A 17,158-nucleotide genomic window follows, 5' to 3' on the forward strand; every position below is an offset into this window, starting at 1 on the left:
GATTTGATGTATTCTTTAGTCAAAATTATTGTTTGATAAATTTTTCTACATTCGGAATTTTCTGTAATGATTTTGTGTTTTCTTCGAGAATTTTAGCCGCAACTTCATTTATTTTTTTTGATGGAATTGCCTTCCATTTCTCTAAATCTTTTTCGTAATCGTTTTGAAATAATACTCTCGATAAATCTCTGATGACACAAAAAGCGGCAATCGAATGACCATTTTCGCTATCGTAATTACCATTATTAATAAAAAACTGAATTCTTTTATAAAGTCCATCGGGAGAGTAAAGAGACAATTCAGTCAATTTTCCGCGGTATTCTAAATCTGCAGAACCGACTCCTTTTAAATTGGGAAATAATTTATAATCAGCAAAATGCCTTCCTTCATGACCAATATAACTTACTCTAAAGTTTTCTGATTTTAAGTCGTATGATTTTTTTACGCAAAACAAAGCTTCTTTAGTGGCCCAGCCAGCAGGATAATAACGTCCTAAAGTGGCATATTCGCTCCAGCCCAGCGTTATAAAATCATCCATAAAATAAACTTTTACAGGAGTTTCTTTTCCGTCATAATTGAGTTTATAGATGGTGTCTTTTTCTGTTTTCCAAACCAATAAATCATAAAGACCTCCGGTTTTCCCAAATCCTGTTGTATGATAACCTAAACTGGCGATGTATTTTTTTTGATACACATTGATGCTGTCTTCGTTTAGAGTTAGTTTTTTTGCGGATGGAAAGTTTTTTCTAAGAAAATCAGATACATTTTTCATGATCAGCGTGTCGTTTTTCTTTTCTTTATTTAAAAATGAAAATCGCCAGTAATCTCTGTAGATTTTTAATAATTGATCTATTTTAGATTTTCGGGTTTCCAGAAAATCACTTTGGTCGTCTTTGAACTTAAAACGGTTTTCAAAATTAGTTTTGAATTGTAAGTCCCTTGCTGCTATTTTTTTTGATGGATCTATTTGTATTAATGGCAAAGCCAATACAGGATTTCCGTCTAATGCGAGAGAATAAATCTTGGTATAATCGAGTTTTATACTATCATTCTGAGTCGATTGAGCATGTATTTTCGAAAATGAAATGAAAGTAAAAAGAAGTAAAGTAACTGATTTTAAGGTTCTCATAATAAAGGATATAAGGTTGATTTTATAATGACTTTTTTACTATAGAGACTTATTTTTTGATTTTGTTACAGTTTTTATTAAAAAATTAAACCCGACAGGTTTTTAATACTTGTCGGGTTTAGATCTTCTGAAATTATTTAGTGACCAATAATTTCTTTGCGGTGTAAAGTTCCCCAGTCTTTTAGCGCCATAATAACATCAGACAAGGATTTACTGTGTTCTGTTGATGCGTATTCTACTGTTGGCGGGAATGTATCGTAAACAGTTCTGGTAACAAGTTTGTTTATTTCAAGGTCTTTCAGCTCTTTCGAAAGCATTTTATCCGTTATTCCTTTAATGTCTTTCGAAATTTCCTTGAACCTTTTTGGTCTGTTTGATAAAGCGATCAATATGGGTAATTTCCATCTTCCGCTTAAAACCTCTAATGCATCTCTTACCGGACGCAATGCTGCCAGGCATTCTTCTGGCTCACAAGCTAATTCTTTTGTTTTTGCATTCATAATCAGCAAAGGTATTAAGGTTTGATAAACTTTTATCCGGTATCGTTTTAATTTTATGCGTTACTATCCTCAAGGATAGCGCTATCCTTGAGGATAGTACTATAAAAGAGATAGCAAATGTAGATAAGTTTGTATCATAATCAAAACATACGACACATGAGCAAAAAGATTCTGAATATAATAACAAGCATCAAAGGAGATGCTTCATTTAGCAACCAATTATCAAATGCTATTCTGGAAAAACTGAAGGCAGAATATAGAGAAACACAGGTTGAAACCCTTGATCTTTCAAAAACGCCTTTGCCTTATTTGAATGCAGTAGATATTAGCGCGTTTTATACACCTGCAGATCAGCATAGCGAAGCGCAAAAAGAAGCACTTAAATATTCTGATGCGGCAACAAAAGAAGTTATCGAAGCGGATATTATTGTAATTGGTGTGCCACTTTATAATTTTGGAATTCCGGCTGTATTAAAGGGCTGGATCGATCAGGTTGCAAGGGCTGGAAAAACATTTAGTTATGATGAAAATGGCCCAAAAGGATTGTTGACAGATAAGAAAGTATTTTTATCTATTGCCTCAGGCGCCATATTTTCTGAAGGACCGTACAAAAGTTATGATTTCTCAGAAACATATTTACGCACCGTTTTAGGCTTTCTTGGAATAACAGATGTTACTACTTTTCGTGTAGAGGGAACTGCAATTCCTGATTTTGCCGAAAATGCGTTGCCAAAAGCTTTGACTGCTGTTAAAGAATTTGCACTTTAAATAGAAAACAATAATACGATAGTTGGACATTTTCGTATTTAAATAAACCCGACAGTCTTTTTCATTAGAATTTAGGACTGTTGGGTTTTAAATTGTTTAAAAAAAGATTGTTTGTCACGAATTTTACAAATTTTCACAAATTTTTAATCACATCGTTTTAAAAATAATTCGCGAAATTGCTGTAATTGCTTCGCCTGTTCGCTGTCGCTCGGGTCGTGGCTAAAAAAAATCCATCTTATTATTTCTCGATTATCATGGTAACTCCTTGACCTCCGGCGGCACAAATAGAAATAAATCCTCGTCCTGAACCTTTTTGGTTTAATAATTTTGCCATAACACCAATAATTCTTCCTCCGGTTGCGGCAAAAGGATGCGCTGCTGCAAGGCTGCTTCCTTTTACATTTAATTTTTCTCTGTCAATAGCTCCTAAAGCTTTCTTTAAACCTAATTGCGCGCTTAGTTCCGGACTTTCCCAGATTTTTAAAGTTGCCAGAACCTGTGCGGCAAAGGCTTCGTGAATTTCATAATAATCAAAATCCTGTAAAGTCAGTCCGGCTTTATCGAGCATTTTACTGGCAGCAAATAAAGGCGCTAACAATAGATTTTGTTGGTTTTTTACATATTCGATCGCAGCAACTTCGGCAAAAGTAATATAAGCCAAAACAGGAAGTCCTTGTGCTGCCGCCCATTCTTCGCTGGCCAAAAGTATACAAGATGCGCCATCTGTAAGTGGTGTCGAATTTCCGGCAGTAAGAGTTCCGTTTGCTTTATCGAATGCAGGATTTAATTTTGCAAGTTTCTCGATAGTACTGTCTTTTCTCAGGTTATTATCTTTTTCAAGACCATTAAAAGGCGTAATCATATCATCAAAAAAACCTTCGTCGTACGCTTTTGCCATATTCAAATGACTTTTAAGTGCTAGATTATCCTGGTCTTCACGGGATATTTTATAGTGTTTTGCTGTGATTTCAGTATGTCCGCCCATCGAAAGTCCGGTTTGCGATTCTTCATTTCTGGGAACCAAAGGCGTTAAATCTTTTGGGCGTAATTGTAGAAAGAGTTTTATTTTTTCGCCTAATGATTTTGCTTTTCTGGCGTTCAGTAAAATTTTTCTCAGCTTTTCGCTTACTGCAATCGGCATATCACTGATTGAGTCGACTCCGCCGGCAATTCCGGATTCTATTTGACCAAGAGCAATTTTATTGGCAATATAAATAGCACTTTCTATTCCGGTATCACAGGCTTGTTGTAAGTCACAAGCGGGAGTTGCAGGATCCAGAGAGGTTTTCATGACACATTCTCTAATCAAATTATTGTCGTAAGTATGCTTGATTACGGCTCCTCCGGCAACTTCGCCTAATAATTTTCCTTTCAAATTGTATTTATAAATAAGCCCATCAAGAGCGGCGGTCATCATTTGCTGGTTTCCAACTTCGGCATAGGCAGTATTTGCTCTTGCAAACGGAATACGGTTGTAGCCTACGATAGCTACTTTTCTAATTGTGGTGGTATTATTCATATTTGATTTTTGGTTTTGGGAGACAATTTTATTTTGACAGATTAAAGATAAGCAGACTTATTTGTAATCAGATATTTTCTAAATAATATATTTTAAAATTTTAGTGCCTTTACTATTAATTCGGAAAGGCGTTTAAATTTATTTAGAATGATTAAAAATAATTTGGAAAACAGAATTTTAGCCATTACTTTTGCCAGCGAAATCAAAACCAAACAATAATGAATATCATGTCTATAAAAAAAGTTTTATTTTGCCTGATGTTTTTGACCTCACTAACAATGATGGGTCAGGAATTAGGAAAAGTAATCGGAAAAGTTTCTTTAAGCGGTAATGTGCCTGCAGAGAATGTTTCTGTAGTTTTAAGAGGAACAAAGTATAGTGCTGTAACCAATGAAAAGGGACAGTATGAAATTAAGAATGTGAAACCGGCAAGCTATACTATTAGTATTCATGCTGTTGGGATTCATTCAGTTGAAGACCATATTGTTGTTAATGCAAAGCAAACTACGACTAAAAACTTTATGCTTTCTGAAAGTCAGGAAGATCTTGAAGAAGTAGTGATTACAAAAAATAAGTACAAACAGGATAAACCTTCTTTGTCATTGCGTCTTCAGACTCCTGTACTTGAAATTCCTCAAAACATTCAGATTGTAAGTGGTCAGACTTTAAAAGACCAGCAAATTATTAGTATGAGCGACGGAGTTATTCGTAATGTGAGTGGCGCTGTACGTTTAGAGCATTGGGGAGATATGTATACCAATATTACGATGCGTGGCTCTCAGATTCAGGCTTTTCGTAACGGTTTTAATGTAGTTTCGTCTTTTTGGGGACCATTAACTGAAGATATGAGCTTTGTAGACCATATTGAATTTGTAAAAGGACCGGCAGGATTTATGCTTTCAAGCGGTGATCCAAGCGGACTTTATAATGTGGTGACTAAAAAACCAACCGGAATTACCAAAGGTGAAGCAACTGTAATGGCAGGAAGTTATGATTTTTACAGAGCAAGTGTTGATCTTGACGGAAAATTTGACGAAAAAGGTAAATTCTTATACCGATTTAATGGTGCTTTTCAGAAGAAAGGATCTCATCGTCCTTTTGAACATAATGATCGTTACGTAATCGCTCCGGTACTTTCTTATCAAATAAATGATAAAACAAAAGTTACTTTAGAATATAATTATCAAATGGCAAACATGACTGAGGTAGGTTCGTACTATGTTTTTGGTGCTGATTCAGGAGGTTATGCTACAACACCGGTAGATTTTACAATGACGCAGCCGGGTGTTCCTGATACAAAAATAAATGATCATAGTGGTTACCTTGTATTCGAACATAAATTTGATGACAACTGGAAACTGACTGCTCAGACTACTTATTTTAAATATCTTCAAAAAGGATATAGTTCATGGCCAACTTCTGTAGGTCCTGGTCCTGTTGATTCAGATTTTGACGGTATTCCGGAAGGAACTCTTGCAAATGGTGAAATTATTAGAAATGTTGCAATATGGGATTCTGAAAGTAATATGTACTTAGGTCAAATATTTGTGAACGGAAAATTTAATACAGGTTCTGTAAGCCATAAATTGTTGGGTGGAGTAGATATGGGAAGTAAAGATTACAAGGCCGACTGGGGTCAGTCTCATAATCTGGATACTGTTGATAATCCTTTTAATGTAAATGCGCCTAATTATGGACCTCCGGCTAACGGAATGCCTAATTTTGACAGAGAAACTCCTCTTTCTGTAAGAGCTGCTGCAATAGGCGGATTAATGAGTTCAGAATATGCTGCCGGTTATGTTCAGGATGAGTTGGGATTTTTTGAAAATAAACTAAGATTAACTCTTGCAGCACGATATACCTGGATTAGCCAGGCAAGTTGGGGTGGAGCTCCAATTGCTGACTCTCATATCACGCCTCGTGTTGGTATAAGTTATTCTCTAACAGAAAGTCTTGCGGTTTACGGATTGTACGATCAGGCTTTTACGCCACAATCAGGTCTTATTAAAAATGGCGATAAGGTAAAACCTCTTACAGGTAACAATGTCGAATTTGGTATCAAAAAAGATTGGTTTGATGGTTCATGGAGTACAACTTTAGCAGCCTACAGTATTTTAAAGAAAAATGAACTTACATCAGATCCTGCAAATAGTCCGGGAGAACAATATTCTGTTGTATTGGGAGAAAAAAGAGCTCAGGGTATTGAGTTAGATTTAAGAGGAAAAATCTTCGACGGTCTTAATCTTATTGCAAATTATGCGTTTACAGAATCTATCGTAAATAAAGTTGATCCTGCAGTTTCTGCTGCAACCGGAATCAAAGTTGGAGATATCGTACCGGGTTATTCTAAACATGTTGCAAATGCATGGTTGAATTATACCGTTCAAAGTGGTACAATTAAAGGATTTGGAGCTTCTATTGGTGGAACTTTCCTTGACGGACGCCAAACGGATACGTGGAGTGTAGGACTGCAAAAATTACCAAGTTATTTTAAACTTGATGGAGGTTTATCTTATGAAATTGGAAAAATTAAAGTTACAGCGAATGTTTTCAATATATTGGATAAATACCTTTACAGCGGTTCTTACTATTCTTATCTTAATGCTTATTACTGGCAAACAGAGCAACCAAGAAACTTTAGAGTTGGTTTGACTTATAAGTTTTAAAAACAGTTCTACTTTCATTGAAAAGAGTTAATTTACATAAAAAAAGCATCCGTCATTTGGCGGATGCTTTTTATTATTTAAGATTTTAATCTAGGATTTTGAATGATTTAACGGATTTTCGCTGGTTTCTTTAAAGAGAAAGTGATTAAAAATCATTTTAATTTGTGGCAAAAAAACTCTAATACTAAATAAACCAGCGAAAATCCGTTTATGTGTTCTAGCTGTAACTAAACTTATGCTTTCTGAATTAAAGGAATAACTTTTGAACCAATAAGTTCTATAGCATTCATTAATTGGGTGTGCGTAAGTCCTGCATTATCCATTTGGAAGGTAAATCTCGAAATTCCGCCAAGTGATTCGCTGTGGCGTAAAATTTTCTCGGCAATACGCTCCGGATCACCAACAACCAAAACGCCCTGATCATCAATAAGCCCGTCAAATTTGTCTTTTGTTACAGGTGGCCAACCGCGTTCTCTTCCTAATTTTGTCCAAAGTTCAGCATAACCCGGGTAATATTCCTCGATTGCTTTTGCAGTTGTACTGCCAACAAAACCAGGCGAATGCAAACCTACTTTAAGTTCTTCGGGTTTGTAACCTGCAGCTTTCCCTGCTTCACGATACAAATCGACCAGCGGACGAAAACGATATGTTTGTCCGCCAATAACGGCAACCATCAAAGGCAAACCTAAAGATCCTGCTCTGATAAAAGACTCTGGAGTTCCGCCAACACCTAACCAAATAGGAAGTTTTTCCTGTAAAGCCCTTGGGTAAATGGGAAGATTATTCAAAGCCGGACGAAATTTTCCTGACCATGTTATAAATTCATTATCTCTAATTTGAAGTAAAAGGTCTAATTTTTCACTAAAAAGTGCATCGTAATCATTTAGGCTAAAGCCAAAAAGGGGATAAGCTTCAATTGCTGATCCACGGCCTACGACAATTTCTGCTCTTCCTTTTGATATTAAATCGAGCGTAGAAAAATTTTGATACAATCGAACAGGATCAGCAGCGCTTAAAACCGAAACGGCACTTGCTAACCTGATACGTTTTGTTCTTGCTGCGGCTGCACCTAATATTACGGCTGTAGCCGAATCTAAAAATTCTTTTTTATGATGTTCCCCAATCCCAAAAACGTCAAGTCCCGCCTGATCTGCCAGTTCAATTCTTTGCAGTAATTGTTCCATCGCATCGACGCTGCTCAAAGTATTGTTGTCTCCGTACATTGCCGAAGCAAAACTGTCTATTCCTATTTCCATTTTTTTTAGCTTTAGGGTTTATGCAATAAGCTTTAGAAAGCGTGTGGCTTATTGCGTTTAGCAATTATTTGTTTGTAGCGCTTTAAGCTTTTTTATAAAGCGCAAATAGTGATAACTCAGAGCAATTATTGGTGCTTTTTAAAAGCTTAATATCCATATTTAATGTGAAAACCCAAACGAAACACTAATCAGAATTATTAAAATTACGATTAAAGTGATTACTACATACAGATAATCTTTTTCGAGAAGAAAAGAAAATAAAGAGAGTAAAACACGTAATACAGGCGTTAGAAAAAGCAAGATGATTCCAACAAATATCAACGATTCTCCTTTTCCCAGAATTGCACCATTATAGATTGCTGTTATAACTTCAAAAATATTACGGTCATTTTCCTTAAAGACTGAGTAGTTTTCAATGTCGCTGCTGTGTCCCATTAAGTAAACAACTCCTCCAAGAAATGCTACAGATAATGAAATCCAGACTCCGTAGCGCAATAAATTACCAATAATGGATTGAAAATCTTTTTCTCCAAATTTTTCGTGTTGCATAACTTTAGATTTTTCCATTAAGTCCGTTATATATCATGTTTACTGCAAGCACAAAAATCAGGCACGCAAAAAATATTCTTAGTTTTTTAGGGTTTGTTTTTACCAGTACTTTCGCTCCCGCCATAGCGCCAAACAAAACGCCAATAACAACAGGCATACAAATTCCGGGTTCGATATATCCTTTCTGAATGTAGATTACAGAACTTGCCATTGCAGTAACACCCATCATAAAATTACTGGTAGTTGTAGAAACCTTAAACGGGATTCTCATAATATTGTCCATTGCAATTACTTTAAAAGCTCCGGAACCAATACCTAATAGTCCGGACATCATTCCGGCAATTCCCATCATACCAAAACCACCAACTACGTTTTTAGTTCCGTAACTAATCACTTGTCCATCGTGCGAAGGATAAGTTCCTTCTAATCTGAGTTTTTTAGCTAATGGACTTGATTCTAAAACAATATGTTCTTCTTTTTTTCGAAGTGAATTAATAGCCGAGAAAATTAAAGTAAGTCCAAACAAGACTGCAATGAATGAAGTAGGAGCAATGGTAGAAAGTAAAGCACCGCAAACGGCGCCAATTGTTGTAGCAATTTCGAGAAAGATTCCCAGTCGCATATTTGTAATTCCTTCCCTGACATAAGCAGCGGCAGAACCTGATGAAGTTGCAATTACAGAAACTAATGCCGCACCAATTGCATAATGTATATCAACGCCAAGAATGACTGTTAAAAGGGGAATTATGATAATTCCGCCACCCAAGCCTGATAATGAACCAATAAAACCTGCTAAAAAAGCACCAAGAATCATAATCAGGGTAAATGTAAGTACTGTCATTCGGATAAATTTTTATTAGGGCTAATTTACGAATTGATATTAGTTTCTGGAAAAATTACGACCTTAATAATACCTTAAAAATGAGAAGTACGATATTTAAACGGTAATAAAGCTTTTAAAAACAGACGAATAAGAATGTTTGTTTTTTGTAAAACTGATTTTTTTGAATATAGATTAACTTAAGTTAATTCGGGCAGTTTTATTTAGAATCAAATTTGCAGTATAAAATTTAAACCAAAATAAAAATGATAAACGAATTAAAAGTAGGAGATAAAATACCATATTTTACCCTTCAGGATCAAAACGGAAATAATTTTAACAGCAGCACTGATACTATTGGTATTACGACGGTAATTTATTTTTATCCAAAGGATGAAAGTGGCGTTTGTACAAAAGAGGCTTGCGCTTTTCGAGATAGTTATCAGGATTTTACAGATGCCGGAATACAAGTTTTAGGTATTAATGCTGCAAGTATAGAAAGTCATAAAACTTTTGCCGAAAAAAACAGATTGCCTTTTAAATTATTAAGCGATCCGGGAAATAAAGTTATTAAGCAATTTGGCGTAAAAAAGGCATTGTTTTTAACAGGCAGGGAAACTTTTGTTCTAAACGACGAGGGAATTGTAATTTATAAATTCAGGGACTTTTTTAAAGGTGCTGCGCATGCAAAAGAAGTATTAGACTTTTTAAAACAAGCAAAGTAGTACTTTATTTTCATACTTTTAAACCCAGCTTAGTAAGGCTGGGTTTAGATGTTTTATATGGATGATAAAAAAGTATTGTTTGATTTTTTAAATGATTTTTCCAATCTTTCTGCACCAGATTTTGACAAGGGAAATCAATATTGGTATACAAGAACCATTAAAAAAGGAGAATTTTTTAATATGCAAAATTTTGTTTGCTCTGATCTTGGTTTTATACGCAAAGGTATTTTTAGAATCTATTATTATGATGAAAAAGCAATGGAGGATCGAAATATGTTTTTCTTTTCAGAAGGGCAGTTTATAGTTTCTTTTGCCAGTTTTGTTTATCAATATCCGTGTGTATATTATGTCGAAGCGCTGGAAGATTCTGAGTTATATGCTATAAAATATAAAGACTTGCAAAACTTGTATGATATTAATAAAGGCTGGGCAAATACAGGAAGGATTTTGGCTGAATTGTTTTTTATCTACGCGCAATCCAGAATGGAAGCGCTTCTTTTTAATAATGTCGAACAGCGCTATACAAAATTACAAAAAGAACAACCTGAAATTCTTAACCGTATTGCCTTATATCATATAGCTTCTTATCTGGGTATTACAAGTCAGTCTCTTAGCAGGATTAGAAAAAGATTAGGATAGTTTTATAATAATTTCTCAGTATATAAAACGGAGACATCTTAAAGAAACAGGATAAAAAAAGGAGCTTAAAGCTCCATTTATATATTATTTAAAAAGTTAATTCTAATTTATTTACGATCTTGTTTACTTCTTCTATTTTATTTGAAACAAAATTTACGTTTTTAATTTGATCTAATTTTTTGTCAGTAGATATAGTCGAGTTAATCTTTGAAAGATTTTTATTTACAGTTATTTTTTTATCTAATTTTTTCATTATCATTTCCTTTTAATTAAAAACCCAATAAAATTTGTATCATTTCTAAAAGATACATTATAATATTTTCCTGTATGAGAATTTTGTAATATACCAAAGATAAAGAAAGTTTTTGCTAATTGATTATAATTTCCTAACAGGTTTTTTTAACCTGTTAGGATAATATAAAAAAAAAGTATATTCTATTTTTTAGCTTTAGCGATAGAATCTCTTCTTACAGTTGCTGTATCAACAAGTACTGCTGTGGTGTCTACAGTAGTATCTACACTGTCAATTGCAGTTTCTGTAGAGTCAACATAGGTATCTGTATCAGCTGAAACGGGTTCGTTTTTCTTGCATGAAAATGAAAGTCCGATTAAAATAAAAAGAAATGCAATTTTGGTTTTGAATAGAGTTTTCATAATTTTTATTATTTAGTTAATAATTAATTACTTCAAAATTAGATGTTTAACATTTTAATACTTTACATTATTCTTAATTTTGTTTTATAAAATACTCATTGTTAGTTCATTGTAGCATTTAACTTTCTTAGTTCCAAAAAATTTTTTCTAGCCCGGACAGGAGCGACATCCTTTTGCTGCCTTCTTTAGGCAGGAAAAGATATAGCGGATGGCCGGATTAGCTTCTAATCAAAAAAAATATTTCAATTTATTTATTGTCTACAGAAAAAGAAGTTTTGCCAATTGCAGCAAGTAACAATGCCGCTGCAGAACTTGTTAGAACAGAATAATCGAATGGTGCTTTTATGGAAACCGAAATTGCCATGCTAAGCGCAAAAAGCAACATTAGAGCTGAGGTTCCTAAAGCTATGATTCGGGTTTTGAATCCGATGATTAGGAAAATACCAAATACAATTTCGAACGATGTTGCTAAAATGCCTAATATTCCGGCAATAGATTTGCTCACAAAAGGGTTTAGGGTGTGGGTATAAGCGATAAAATTTTCCCAATTTCCCCATGCTACTCCAGGATCACCCGGAGCGCCCCAAAGTCCAAAACGGTCTGCAACGGCAGATAACATTGTGATTCCTAAAATTATTCGTAAAATTAAACCTGCTTGTGGTATTGATATGTTTTTCATTTGGATATATTTTACGTAAAAATAATAAGATGTTTGCCAATTAGACAGTCCAGTTTTTATAAATACTACAGCCCAGATTATTGGTAAAATTGCTCTTAAAAAAGATGATATAAATACAAATCATGATATAAAGAATGTAAAGTAAAGGAAAAAATATCTGAAAAAAGTTATTGATTTTCAGGGTTGTTTTATCATTTTTAGAATAGGCATAAGTAAAAATTATAGCTATTAATGTCAGGAAAATAGAGATGTAACCGGATATTATTACAAGTTCTATAAACGTGTTATAGGGTAATGTTGGTAATAATGATGAGGTGAAAAAATTGAAAGTTACCATTGTGAGCATTAGTGTAAAAGAAATATTTAACTGGTTTGCAAAATCTTTTACCCAGAAAACCAGCCATGAAGCCACAACCAGAATCCCAATTGGTAATATTACTTTCCAGATGTAATATTCTATTTTTCTCTGTGCGTAGATTTCAAAATTACACCTTGAAAATTCTTCTCCTTTTTTACTGGCGCTTAAGTGATTATAAACCATTTTATTGACATAATCACGTTTGCCTAAAATATTCCATTCTTCCATATATGATTGATCGAGTTCTTTAGGAAAAAGCTGTGGATTTGTAAATACAAGATCCTTTTTTTCCATAGAGAAAGATTCCAGTTGTATTGTAAAACACTGTTTATCATTGGGATATTTATGAAAATCCATGATAGAAGTAAACCTGCCATGAAAGCGTTCGTTATAAATTAATGTTTTATCAGGATTTATGATTAATCGTTTATTGATGATTTCTCGATTGCCCAGAATGTTAATGAATTCGAATGATGGAACGATTATTTCTCTGGGAAATTCTTCGTTTTCGAAAATTATTTTAGCTTTATTATTTCCTGAAAACATATCCGGAATTGTGGCTTCATGCCAGGATAGGACCAAATACGCATCGATCATGTAGGTTTTGTTTACAGTATTGATATCATAAATTTTATTGAGATGAATCGATACGGTAACCACCAGAGGATTAGTTGATTTTTGGTTTGGCTCCGGTAATTTTGCCTTTAATGAATAGGTTGCTGCTAAAAAAAACAGCATTAAATAGTACAACTTTTTCATAAACGATAGTGTTTTAGGTTTTGGTAAATACCAATAAGATCATCGCATAATAGCGTTGCCATAACGGTGCTGAAATTTTCTTTTACCACTATTCGCATGAGTTTATTGGGTTCAAAATTTCCGGGCATATTATACACGGGAAGCATCCAGTTTTTTGCTCTTAACTGCAATTGAAATTTGTAAATATCAATGTCATTTGTGGTTTTAAGTTTGAATACTACAACTGGTAACGTGCCTTGATCTGCTATTTCGAAATAGCCGGATTGTGTTAGCCGTTCTCTTATTAGATGTGCTGTTTTACAACTTCGTTTTATTGCTTTTTTATAACCCGAAATACCGTTTTGAAGTATCGAAAAATATTGTGCCAGAATCATCGAAGCTCCCTTTGAATAATTAAGCGTATAAGTTTCTATAGGTTTACCAAGATAATGGGAGGAAAAAATTAATTCTTTTGGTAAAAACTGATCATTTCTAAAAACAAGCCAGCCAATTCCGGGATATACCAGTCCAAATTTATGTCCGGATAGATTTATACTTTTAACCAATGGCAAACGAAAATCCCATTCGATATTTTCTTGTAAAAATGGTAATACGAATCCGCCAATTGCTGCGTCGACATGAATACCAACATCCCAGTTATTTTTTAAATTGATTTCGAGTATTTTATCATTCAGTTCTTCGATAGGATCAATGGTTCCGGTATAGGTGTTTCCTGCAATTGCGCCTACGCAAATGGTATTTTGATCTATATTTTTTAGAATTTCTTCTAAAGGATATTGATGCAAAGAGGTGATGGAGATTTTTCTGGGTTCTACATCAAAATATAATGCAAATTTATCCCAGCAAACATGAGAATTGCTGGTATAAACAATATTGGGTTTGGCGGTATTTTGGTTTAAAGAAAGTTGTCTTTTTTTCCAGTTCCATTTATGCGAGAGCAAAGCAAGATGTATCGCTTCTGATGATCCCAAAGTTGCCGTACCTTTTATTGCATTGTGATCGGGAACATTTAATAATCCGGAAAGTATGGCAACAATTCTGTCCTGAATTTTTTTGGTTTGTCCGTATTCAGCATAGTCAATAAAATTTTTACCCAGCTGTTCCATTATAAGTTTATCTGCATACGGATTCATTTTTGTTGTACTAAAACTGCCAAGATCGAGATCTATGTTTCCATCCATAGCCAGTTCTGAGCAAATCCTGTTATAGACTTTTGCAGCTTTATTTCCTTTTTTAGGAAAAGTGTCAGGCGAAATAATACGATTCTTTTTCATGAGAATTGGAGTTTGATCTTAATGTTTAGGAGAATTATAATTGTGCGATTGCCTGAATATTACCATAAAGGATATCAGCAATAAAACCACATACCAGGGCAATAAAAAGATTGTGCAGCAGTGTATCGTCTATAAGATAAGGCGCGAATACTTTTGTATTGATCAATAATATGGCACTTATGCTGCCCAGAAAAATTGCCAACCAGTAAAACGGAATTTTATGAGCGGTTAATGTACTGTTGTTGACTTGTTTTATGAGCTTTGGAAAAAAGTATAACATACTACCCAGAAATGCCGTAGCAACGGTATAAACCTGATTTATGATCAATAAAGCAATATCTGTAAAGGTATATTTACCCGTAAAAATATCTGATTCGAGAAGACAATAACCCAAAATGGTCAAAATGGTACTAACTATAGCAATTATAGTAAACTGGCGAAATGTAGGCAGGCTTAATAAAACAACTCTTGCATGTGTATTATCCCGATATTGGTTTACATAATCAATACTTTTTGGGGTTACAGGATGTATGGCATCCCTACGCATTTCGTGTAGAACTATTTTTTGAGATAATTTTTTGGTTTCGACCAATGAACCTATTTCAGCTATTATTTTTTTCCCTTTTCTAATGCTGAATTGCAGCATTGTATCGATCTCTTTTTCGATTAGTATTTCAAAAGCTGTTTTACTGGTGGCTGCAATTGGTAATGGCTTAGTTTCAACCGGAATAAAAGCATCTTCTTCTATGGGTTGTACTATTATGATCTCTTCCGGCGGATTCTCTATTGTTGATTCCGTGGTTTCTGAAGCATACGGAGAACGATTTTTTACTTTTTCAAATATTGCATTCATACTATTTCGTTTTATAGTTATAAAGTTGTTCCGGTATAAAAGTCAAGAAGCTTTGCTTGCGCAATAGTTTCGTATTTTAAAACAACAGTTTGCAGTGCGTTTTGTTTGTTCCAGTTTCTAATCATTAAATACGATTCATAAGTAGCTTTTCCGGTTTCTAAATTTTTAGTGCTTTCACTTAGTAATAGTGTTGTCTGATTGAGTGTATGAAGCATATTATCGTACATGATTTCTTTGTTTTGCAATTCATTTATAATGAAAATCATGGTGTTTAGTAAAGTCTTTTTTTGATTTTTTAACCGTGTTTCGTGATATTTAAAATAGATTTCGGCACGCTTAATATTAGCATTCGGTCCTTTTAAATTCCCTACCGGAATAGCAACACGTAGCCCCAAATAGTTCTGAAAACCAGTATTATTATTGCTTAAACTATAAAATGAACTTCCCTGAATACTGATCGTTGGAGAAAGAAAACTTTTTGCGATTGTAATATTTTTTGTGGCTATAGCAACGTCGAATTCATTACTGCTGATCGCCGGATCTGCCAGAATCGCTTTAGGAAAAGCTTCTGTTACTGTTGTGTAATCCGGTATAAAAGCTGGAATTTCTTCGATATCAAAATCCGGTGCATTTTCCAGATTAATAAGTTGCCTTATTTTTAATAATGCTTGTTGGTATTGTAAACTTAATGCATTAATTTCCTGCCAGTCTTGCTGTAACAATGTCTCAAAAAAAGTTTTATATTCAGTAAGATCTACTTTATTATTAGATAAGTCAGAGCGCAATTGTAAAGCGTTTTGGTAAAATCTGACACTTGCTAAAAATTGTTCTCTTTTAATTAGTGCATCGGTATAAGCATACAAAACCTGTAACTCGATATCGTTTTGGGCACTTGCAATATTATATTCACTTTGCAGGACTATCATATTGGCTTTTTCAAGCTCTTGTTTTTTTCTTGATCCAGAGTAAATAATTGCATTTGCTTCTAATCCTACACCATATTGCCAGACATAATCAGGCGAATTTTTGATGTATGACGGATTTAATACGGCATTAAATTGAGGCAGATAAAGCGCTTCGATACTTTTTTTATCTTCGATATAAGCAGCATTTAGGATTGTATTTTCTTCGGCCTTAAAACTCCGTTTTCTACCGTAAGCAATACATTCTTTAAGTGTCCATGTTTTTTGTGCCATTACTTTTGGTACAAGACACAGCAATGCCAGGCAAATTAATATAAGATGCTTTTTCATGGTAAAATGATTTTAATAGAGATTAGTATTTGGCTAACTCGTCAAGGTTAATAGCATTGAATATGCTGATGTCTACTTTTTGTTTGATTTCGCAATTAGGGTAGGGAATACCATTTTTTACAGAGAAATCGGCTATTGCATAAATGCACAATTCATCGTCTAATGCTAATTTATTTAATGTGGTTGTATATAATGCTTCTTGTTTTTTCCCTTTTACGATGATTAAACTTCCCATAGTATTATATTTTTAATGAAATAGTACTGATAACCTCATTTACATCCGGATGTTTTTTTGAGGAACTCCAAAAAAGGAGTTTTTAAATCTTAATACTTATGCGATTAAGCTCTTTCGCTGGTTACCAGTTTTTTACTTTTTTTATCGAAATAAGTAATTTTAATGATTTTAGGCGTTCCGTCTAAATTTTGAACAATGTAGAAGTGGAATGCTACATTAGCTGAATTTCTTCCTGTAAAATGCAGGCAAAAACCTCCGCTTGGTAAATCTTCTACCTGATGAGAACCTTGCTCAATTGTGTACGCCTCTGTACCTGAAGCCACAACTGTTCTAATAAAATCTGCCGCTGCAGGATCTGTAAAGCGCGAGTTTGCATCGCTAAATGCCTGCTCGATTAACAAGGGTGTCAAGGTGTCAAGAAAAGCCTGATACTGCCCATATTTGTTTACATACTTTGTTAAGGCAATATCCCAGCCTGTTTTAAAATTAAGTGCCATAATGTTTATATTTAAAGGTTAATAA

General features: G+C 34.1%; 19 protein-coding genes. 4 read left to right on the top strand and 15 right to left on the bottom strand.

All coding sequences use genetic code 11. The annotated features are described in order from the left end of the window. Positions 1–25: 25 nt before the first annotated feature. Together ASF10_RS17380 and ASF10_RS17385 are read right to left on the bottom strand one after the other, a co-directional pair. The gene (locus ASF10_RS17380) at positions 26–1,129 is read right to left on the bottom strand and encodes a hypothetical protein (RefSeq protein WP_056251709.1); all 1,104 of its coding nucleotides are present in this window, start codon (positions 1,127–1,129) and stop codon (positions 26–28) included. Between the two features lie 137 nt (positions 1,130–1,266). After that, entirely contained in the window at positions 1,267–1,629 is a 363-nt protein-coding gene (locus ASF10_RS17385; RefSeq protein ID WP_056251712.1) for a winged helix-turn-helix transcriptional regulator, read from the bottom strand. Positions 1,630–1,785: 156 nt separating this feature from the next. Between ASF10_RS17385 and ASF10_RS17390 the strand changes: the two genes are divergently transcribed. Then, entirely contained in the window at positions 1,786–2,397 is a 612-nt protein-coding gene (locus tag ASF10_RS17390) for an FMN-dependent NADH-azoreductase (protein WP_056251714.1), read from the top strand. Positions 2,398–2,635: 238 nt separating this feature from the next. Here ASF10_RS17390 and ASF10_RS17395 read toward each other — a convergent pair whose 3' ends face one another. Beyond that, positions 2,636–3,916 (bottom strand): acetyl-CoA C-acetyltransferase, encoded by a 1,281-nt coding sequence (locus ASF10_RS17395; RefSeq protein WP_056251716.1) that lies wholly within the window; start codon positions 3,914–3,916, stop codon positions 2,636–2,638. A 227-nt stretch (positions 3,917–4,143) separates the two neighbouring features. Here ASF10_RS17395 and ASF10_RS17400 point away from each other — a divergent pair, with 227 nt between their 5' ends. Next, the gene (locus tag ASF10_RS17400) at positions 4,144–6,582 is read left to right on the top strand and encodes a TonB-dependent receptor (RefSeq protein ID WP_241774976.1); all 2,439 of its coding nucleotides are present in this window, start codon (positions 4,144–4,146) and stop codon (positions 6,580–6,582) included. 233 nt (positions 6,583–6,815) lie between these two features. Here ASF10_RS17400 and ASF10_RS17405 read toward each other — a convergent pair whose 3' ends face one another. The 3 genes from ASF10_RS17405 to ASF10_RS17415 all read right to left on the bottom strand — a co-directional run bounded on the left by ASF10_RS17405 (position 6,816) and on the right by ASF10_RS17415 (position 9,228). Next, positions 6,816–7,838 (bottom strand): LLM class flavin-dependent oxidoreductase, encoded by a 1,023-nt coding sequence (locus ASF10_RS17405; RefSeq protein ID WP_056251723.1) that lies wholly within the window; start codon positions 7,836–7,838, stop codon positions 6,816–6,818. Between the two features lie 159 nt (positions 7,839–7,997). Beyond that, positions 7,998–8,405 (bottom strand): DUF1634 domain-containing protein, encoded by a 408-nt coding sequence (locus ASF10_RS17410; protein WP_082472456.1) that lies wholly within the window; start codon positions 8,403–8,405, stop codon positions 7,998–8,000. Next, positions 8,392–9,228 carry a sulfite exporter TauE/SafE family protein gene (locus tag ASF10_RS17415; RefSeq protein ID WP_056251726.1) on the bottom strand — a complete coding sequence of 279 codons (837 nt, stop codon included), beginning with the start codon at positions 9,226–9,228 and terminating at the stop codon, positions 8,392–8,394. Before ASF10_RS17415 ends, ASF10_RS17410 begins: the two co-directional genes overlap by 14 nt. A 245-nt stretch (positions 9,229–9,473) precedes the next feature. On the opposite strand from ASF10_RS17415, the gene ASF10_RS17420 reads away from it, so the two are divergent. Both ASF10_RS17420 and ASF10_RS17425 read left to right on the top strand, forming a co-directional pair. After that, positions 9,474–9,932 carry a peroxiredoxin gene (locus tag ASF10_RS17420; RefSeq protein ID WP_056251729.1) on the top strand — a complete coding sequence of 153 codons (459 nt, stop codon included), beginning with the start codon at positions 9,474–9,476 and terminating at the stop codon, positions 9,930–9,932. Positions 9,933–9,989: 57 nt separating this feature from the next. Next, positions 9,990–10,571 carry a Crp/Fnr family transcriptional regulator gene (locus ASF10_RS17425; protein ID WP_056252252.1) on the top strand — a complete coding sequence of 194 codons (582 nt, stop codon included), beginning with the start codon at positions 9,990–9,992 and terminating at the stop codon, positions 10,569–10,571. Positions 10,572–10,659: 88 nt separating this feature from the next. Here the strand turns inward: ASF10_RS17425 and ASF10_RS24255 are convergent, their stop codons facing one another. From ASF10_RS24255 to ASF10_RS17465, 9 genes are all read right to left on the bottom strand, one after another. Continuing rightward, entirely contained in the window at positions 10,660–10,824 is a 165-nt protein-coding gene (locus ASF10_RS24255; protein WP_157849069.1) for a hypothetical protein, read from the bottom strand. Positions 10,825–11,006: 182 nt separating this feature from the next. Then, on the bottom strand, positions 11,007–11,225 hold the full coding sequence (locus tag ASF10_RS17430; protein ID WP_056251732.1) for a hypothetical protein: 219 nt from the start codon (positions 11,223–11,225) through the stop codon (positions 11,007–11,009). A 247-nt stretch (positions 11,226–11,472) separates the two neighbouring features. Next, positions 11,473–11,904, bottom strand: a complete 432-nt coding sequence (locus tag ASF10_RS17435; protein WP_056251734.1) for a DoxX family protein — start codon at positions 11,902–11,904, stop codon at positions 11,473–11,475. Positions 11,905–11,944: 40 nt separating this feature from the next. After that, on the bottom strand, positions 11,945–13,021 hold the full coding sequence (locus ASF10_RS17440) for a hypothetical protein (protein ID WP_056251737.1): 1,077 nt from the start codon (positions 13,019–13,021) through the stop codon (positions 11,945–11,947). After that, positions 13,018–14,295 (bottom strand): glutamate decarboxylase, encoded by a 1,278-nt coding sequence (locus ASF10_RS17445; RefSeq protein WP_056251740.1) that lies wholly within the window; start codon positions 14,293–14,295, stop codon positions 13,018–13,020. The genes ASF10_RS17440 and ASF10_RS17445 overlap by 4 nt, the downstream gene beginning before the upstream one ends. Positions 14,296–14,329: 34 nt before the next feature. Continuing rightward, the gene (locus ASF10_RS17450) at positions 14,330–15,148 is read right to left on the bottom strand and encodes a hypothetical protein (RefSeq protein WP_056251745.1); all 819 of its coding nucleotides are present in this window, start codon (positions 15,146–15,148) and stop codon (positions 14,330–14,332) included. A 17-nt stretch (positions 15,149–15,165) separates the two neighbouring features. Beyond that, on the bottom strand, positions 15,166–16,401 hold the full coding sequence (locus ASF10_RS17455; protein ID WP_082472457.1) for a TolC family protein: 1,236 nt from the start codon (positions 16,399–16,401) through the stop codon (positions 15,166–15,168). A 22-nt stretch (positions 16,402–16,423) separates the two neighbouring features. Next, the gene (locus tag ASF10_RS17460) at positions 16,424–16,636 is read right to left on the bottom strand and encodes a hypothetical protein (RefSeq protein ID WP_056251749.1); all 213 of its coding nucleotides are present in this window, start codon (positions 16,634–16,636) and stop codon (positions 16,424–16,426) included. A 104-nt stretch (positions 16,637–16,740) separates the two neighbouring features. After that, on the bottom strand, positions 16,741–17,133 hold the full coding sequence (locus ASF10_RS17465; protein WP_056251752.1) for a hypothetical protein: 393 nt from the start codon (positions 17,131–17,133) through the stop codon (positions 16,741–16,743). Positions 17,134–17,158 lie beyond the last annotated feature (25 nt).

The sequence above is a fragment of the Flavobacterium sp. Leaf82 genome (assembly GCF_001422725.1).
Lineage (GTDB): Bacteria > Bacteroidota > Bacteroidia > Flavobacteriales > Flavobacteriaceae > Flavobacterium.

What these genes read in the sequence shown, in the direction of transcription:
- ASF10_RS17390 (WP_056251714.1), top strand. Translation starts at nt 1,786, where the DNA reads ATGAGCAAAAAGATTCTGAATATAATAACAAGCATCAAAGGAGATGCT.
- ASF10_RS17385 (WP_056251712.1), bottom strand. Translation starts at nt 1,629, where the DNA reads ATGAATGCAAAAACAAAAGAATTAGCTTGTGAGCCAGAAGAATGCCTG.
- ASF10_RS17440 (WP_056251737.1), bottom strand. Translation starts at nt 13,021, where the DNA reads ATGAAAAAGTTGTACTATTTAATGCTGTTTTTTTTAGCAGCAACCTAT.
- ASF10_RS17465 (WP_056251752.1), bottom strand. Translation starts at nt 17,133, where the DNA reads ATGGCACTTAATTTTAAAACAGGCTGGGATATTGCCTTAACAAAGTAT.
- ASF10_RS17425 (WP_056252252.1), top strand. Translation starts at nt 9,990, where the DNA reads ATGGATGATAAAAAAGTATTGTTTGATTTTTTAAATGATTTTTCCAAT.
- ASF10_RS17450 (WP_056251745.1), bottom strand. Translation starts at nt 15,148, where the DNA reads ATGAATGCAATATTTGAAAAAGTAAAAAATCGTTCTCCGTATGCTTCA.
- ASF10_RS17430 (WP_056251732.1), bottom strand. Translation starts at nt 11,225, where the DNA reads ATGAAAACTCTATTCAAAACCAAAATTGCATTTCTTTTTATTTTAATC.
- ASF10_RS17435 (WP_056251734.1), bottom strand. Translation starts at nt 11,904, where the DNA reads ATGAAAAACATATCAATACCACAAGCAGGTTTAATTTTACGAATAATT.
- ASF10_RS17400 (WP_241774976.1), top strand. Translation starts at nt 4,144, where the DNA reads ATGTCTATAAAAAAAGTTTTATTTTGCCTGATGTTTTTGACCTCACTA.
- ASF10_RS17460 (WP_056251749.1), bottom strand. Translation starts at nt 16,636, where the DNA reads ATGGGAAGTTTAATCATCGTAAAAGGGAAAAAACAAGAAGCATTATAT.
- ASF10_RS17410 (WP_082472456.1), bottom strand. Translation starts at nt 8,405, where the DNA reads ATGGAAAAATCTAAAGTTATGCAACACGAAAAATTTGGAGAAAAAGAT.
- ASF10_RS17415 (WP_056251726.1), bottom strand. Translation starts at nt 9,228, where the DNA reads ATGACAGTACTTACATTTACCCTGATTATGATTCTTGGTGCTTTTTTA.
- ASF10_RS17405 (WP_056251723.1), bottom strand. Translation starts at nt 7,838, where the DNA reads ATGGAAATAGGAATAGACAGTTTTGCTTCGGCAATGTACGGAGACAAC.
- ASF10_RS24255 (WP_157849069.1), bottom strand. Translation starts at nt 10,824, where the DNA reads ATGAAAAAATTAGATAAAAAAATAACTGTAAATAAAAATCTTTCAAAG.
- ASF10_RS17420 (WP_056251729.1), top strand. Translation starts at nt 9,474, where the DNA reads ATGATAAACGAATTAAAAGTAGGAGATAAAATACCATATTTTACCCTT.
- ASF10_RS17395 (WP_056251716.1), bottom strand. Translation starts at nt 3,916, where the DNA reads ATGAATAATACCACCACAATTAGAAAAGTAGCTATCGTAGGCTACAAC.
- ASF10_RS17380 (WP_056251709.1), bottom strand. Translation starts at nt 1,129, where the DNA reads ATGAGAACCTTAAAATCAGTTACTTTACTTCTTTTTACTTTCATTTCA.
- ASF10_RS17445 (WP_056251740.1), bottom strand. Translation starts at nt 14,295, where the DNA reads ATGAAAAAGAATCGTATTATTTCGCCTGACACTTTTCCTAAAAAAGGA.
- ASF10_RS17455 (WP_082472457.1), bottom strand. Translation starts at nt 16,401, where the DNA reads ATGAAAAAGCATCTTATATTAATTTGCCTGGCATTGCTGTGTCTTGTA.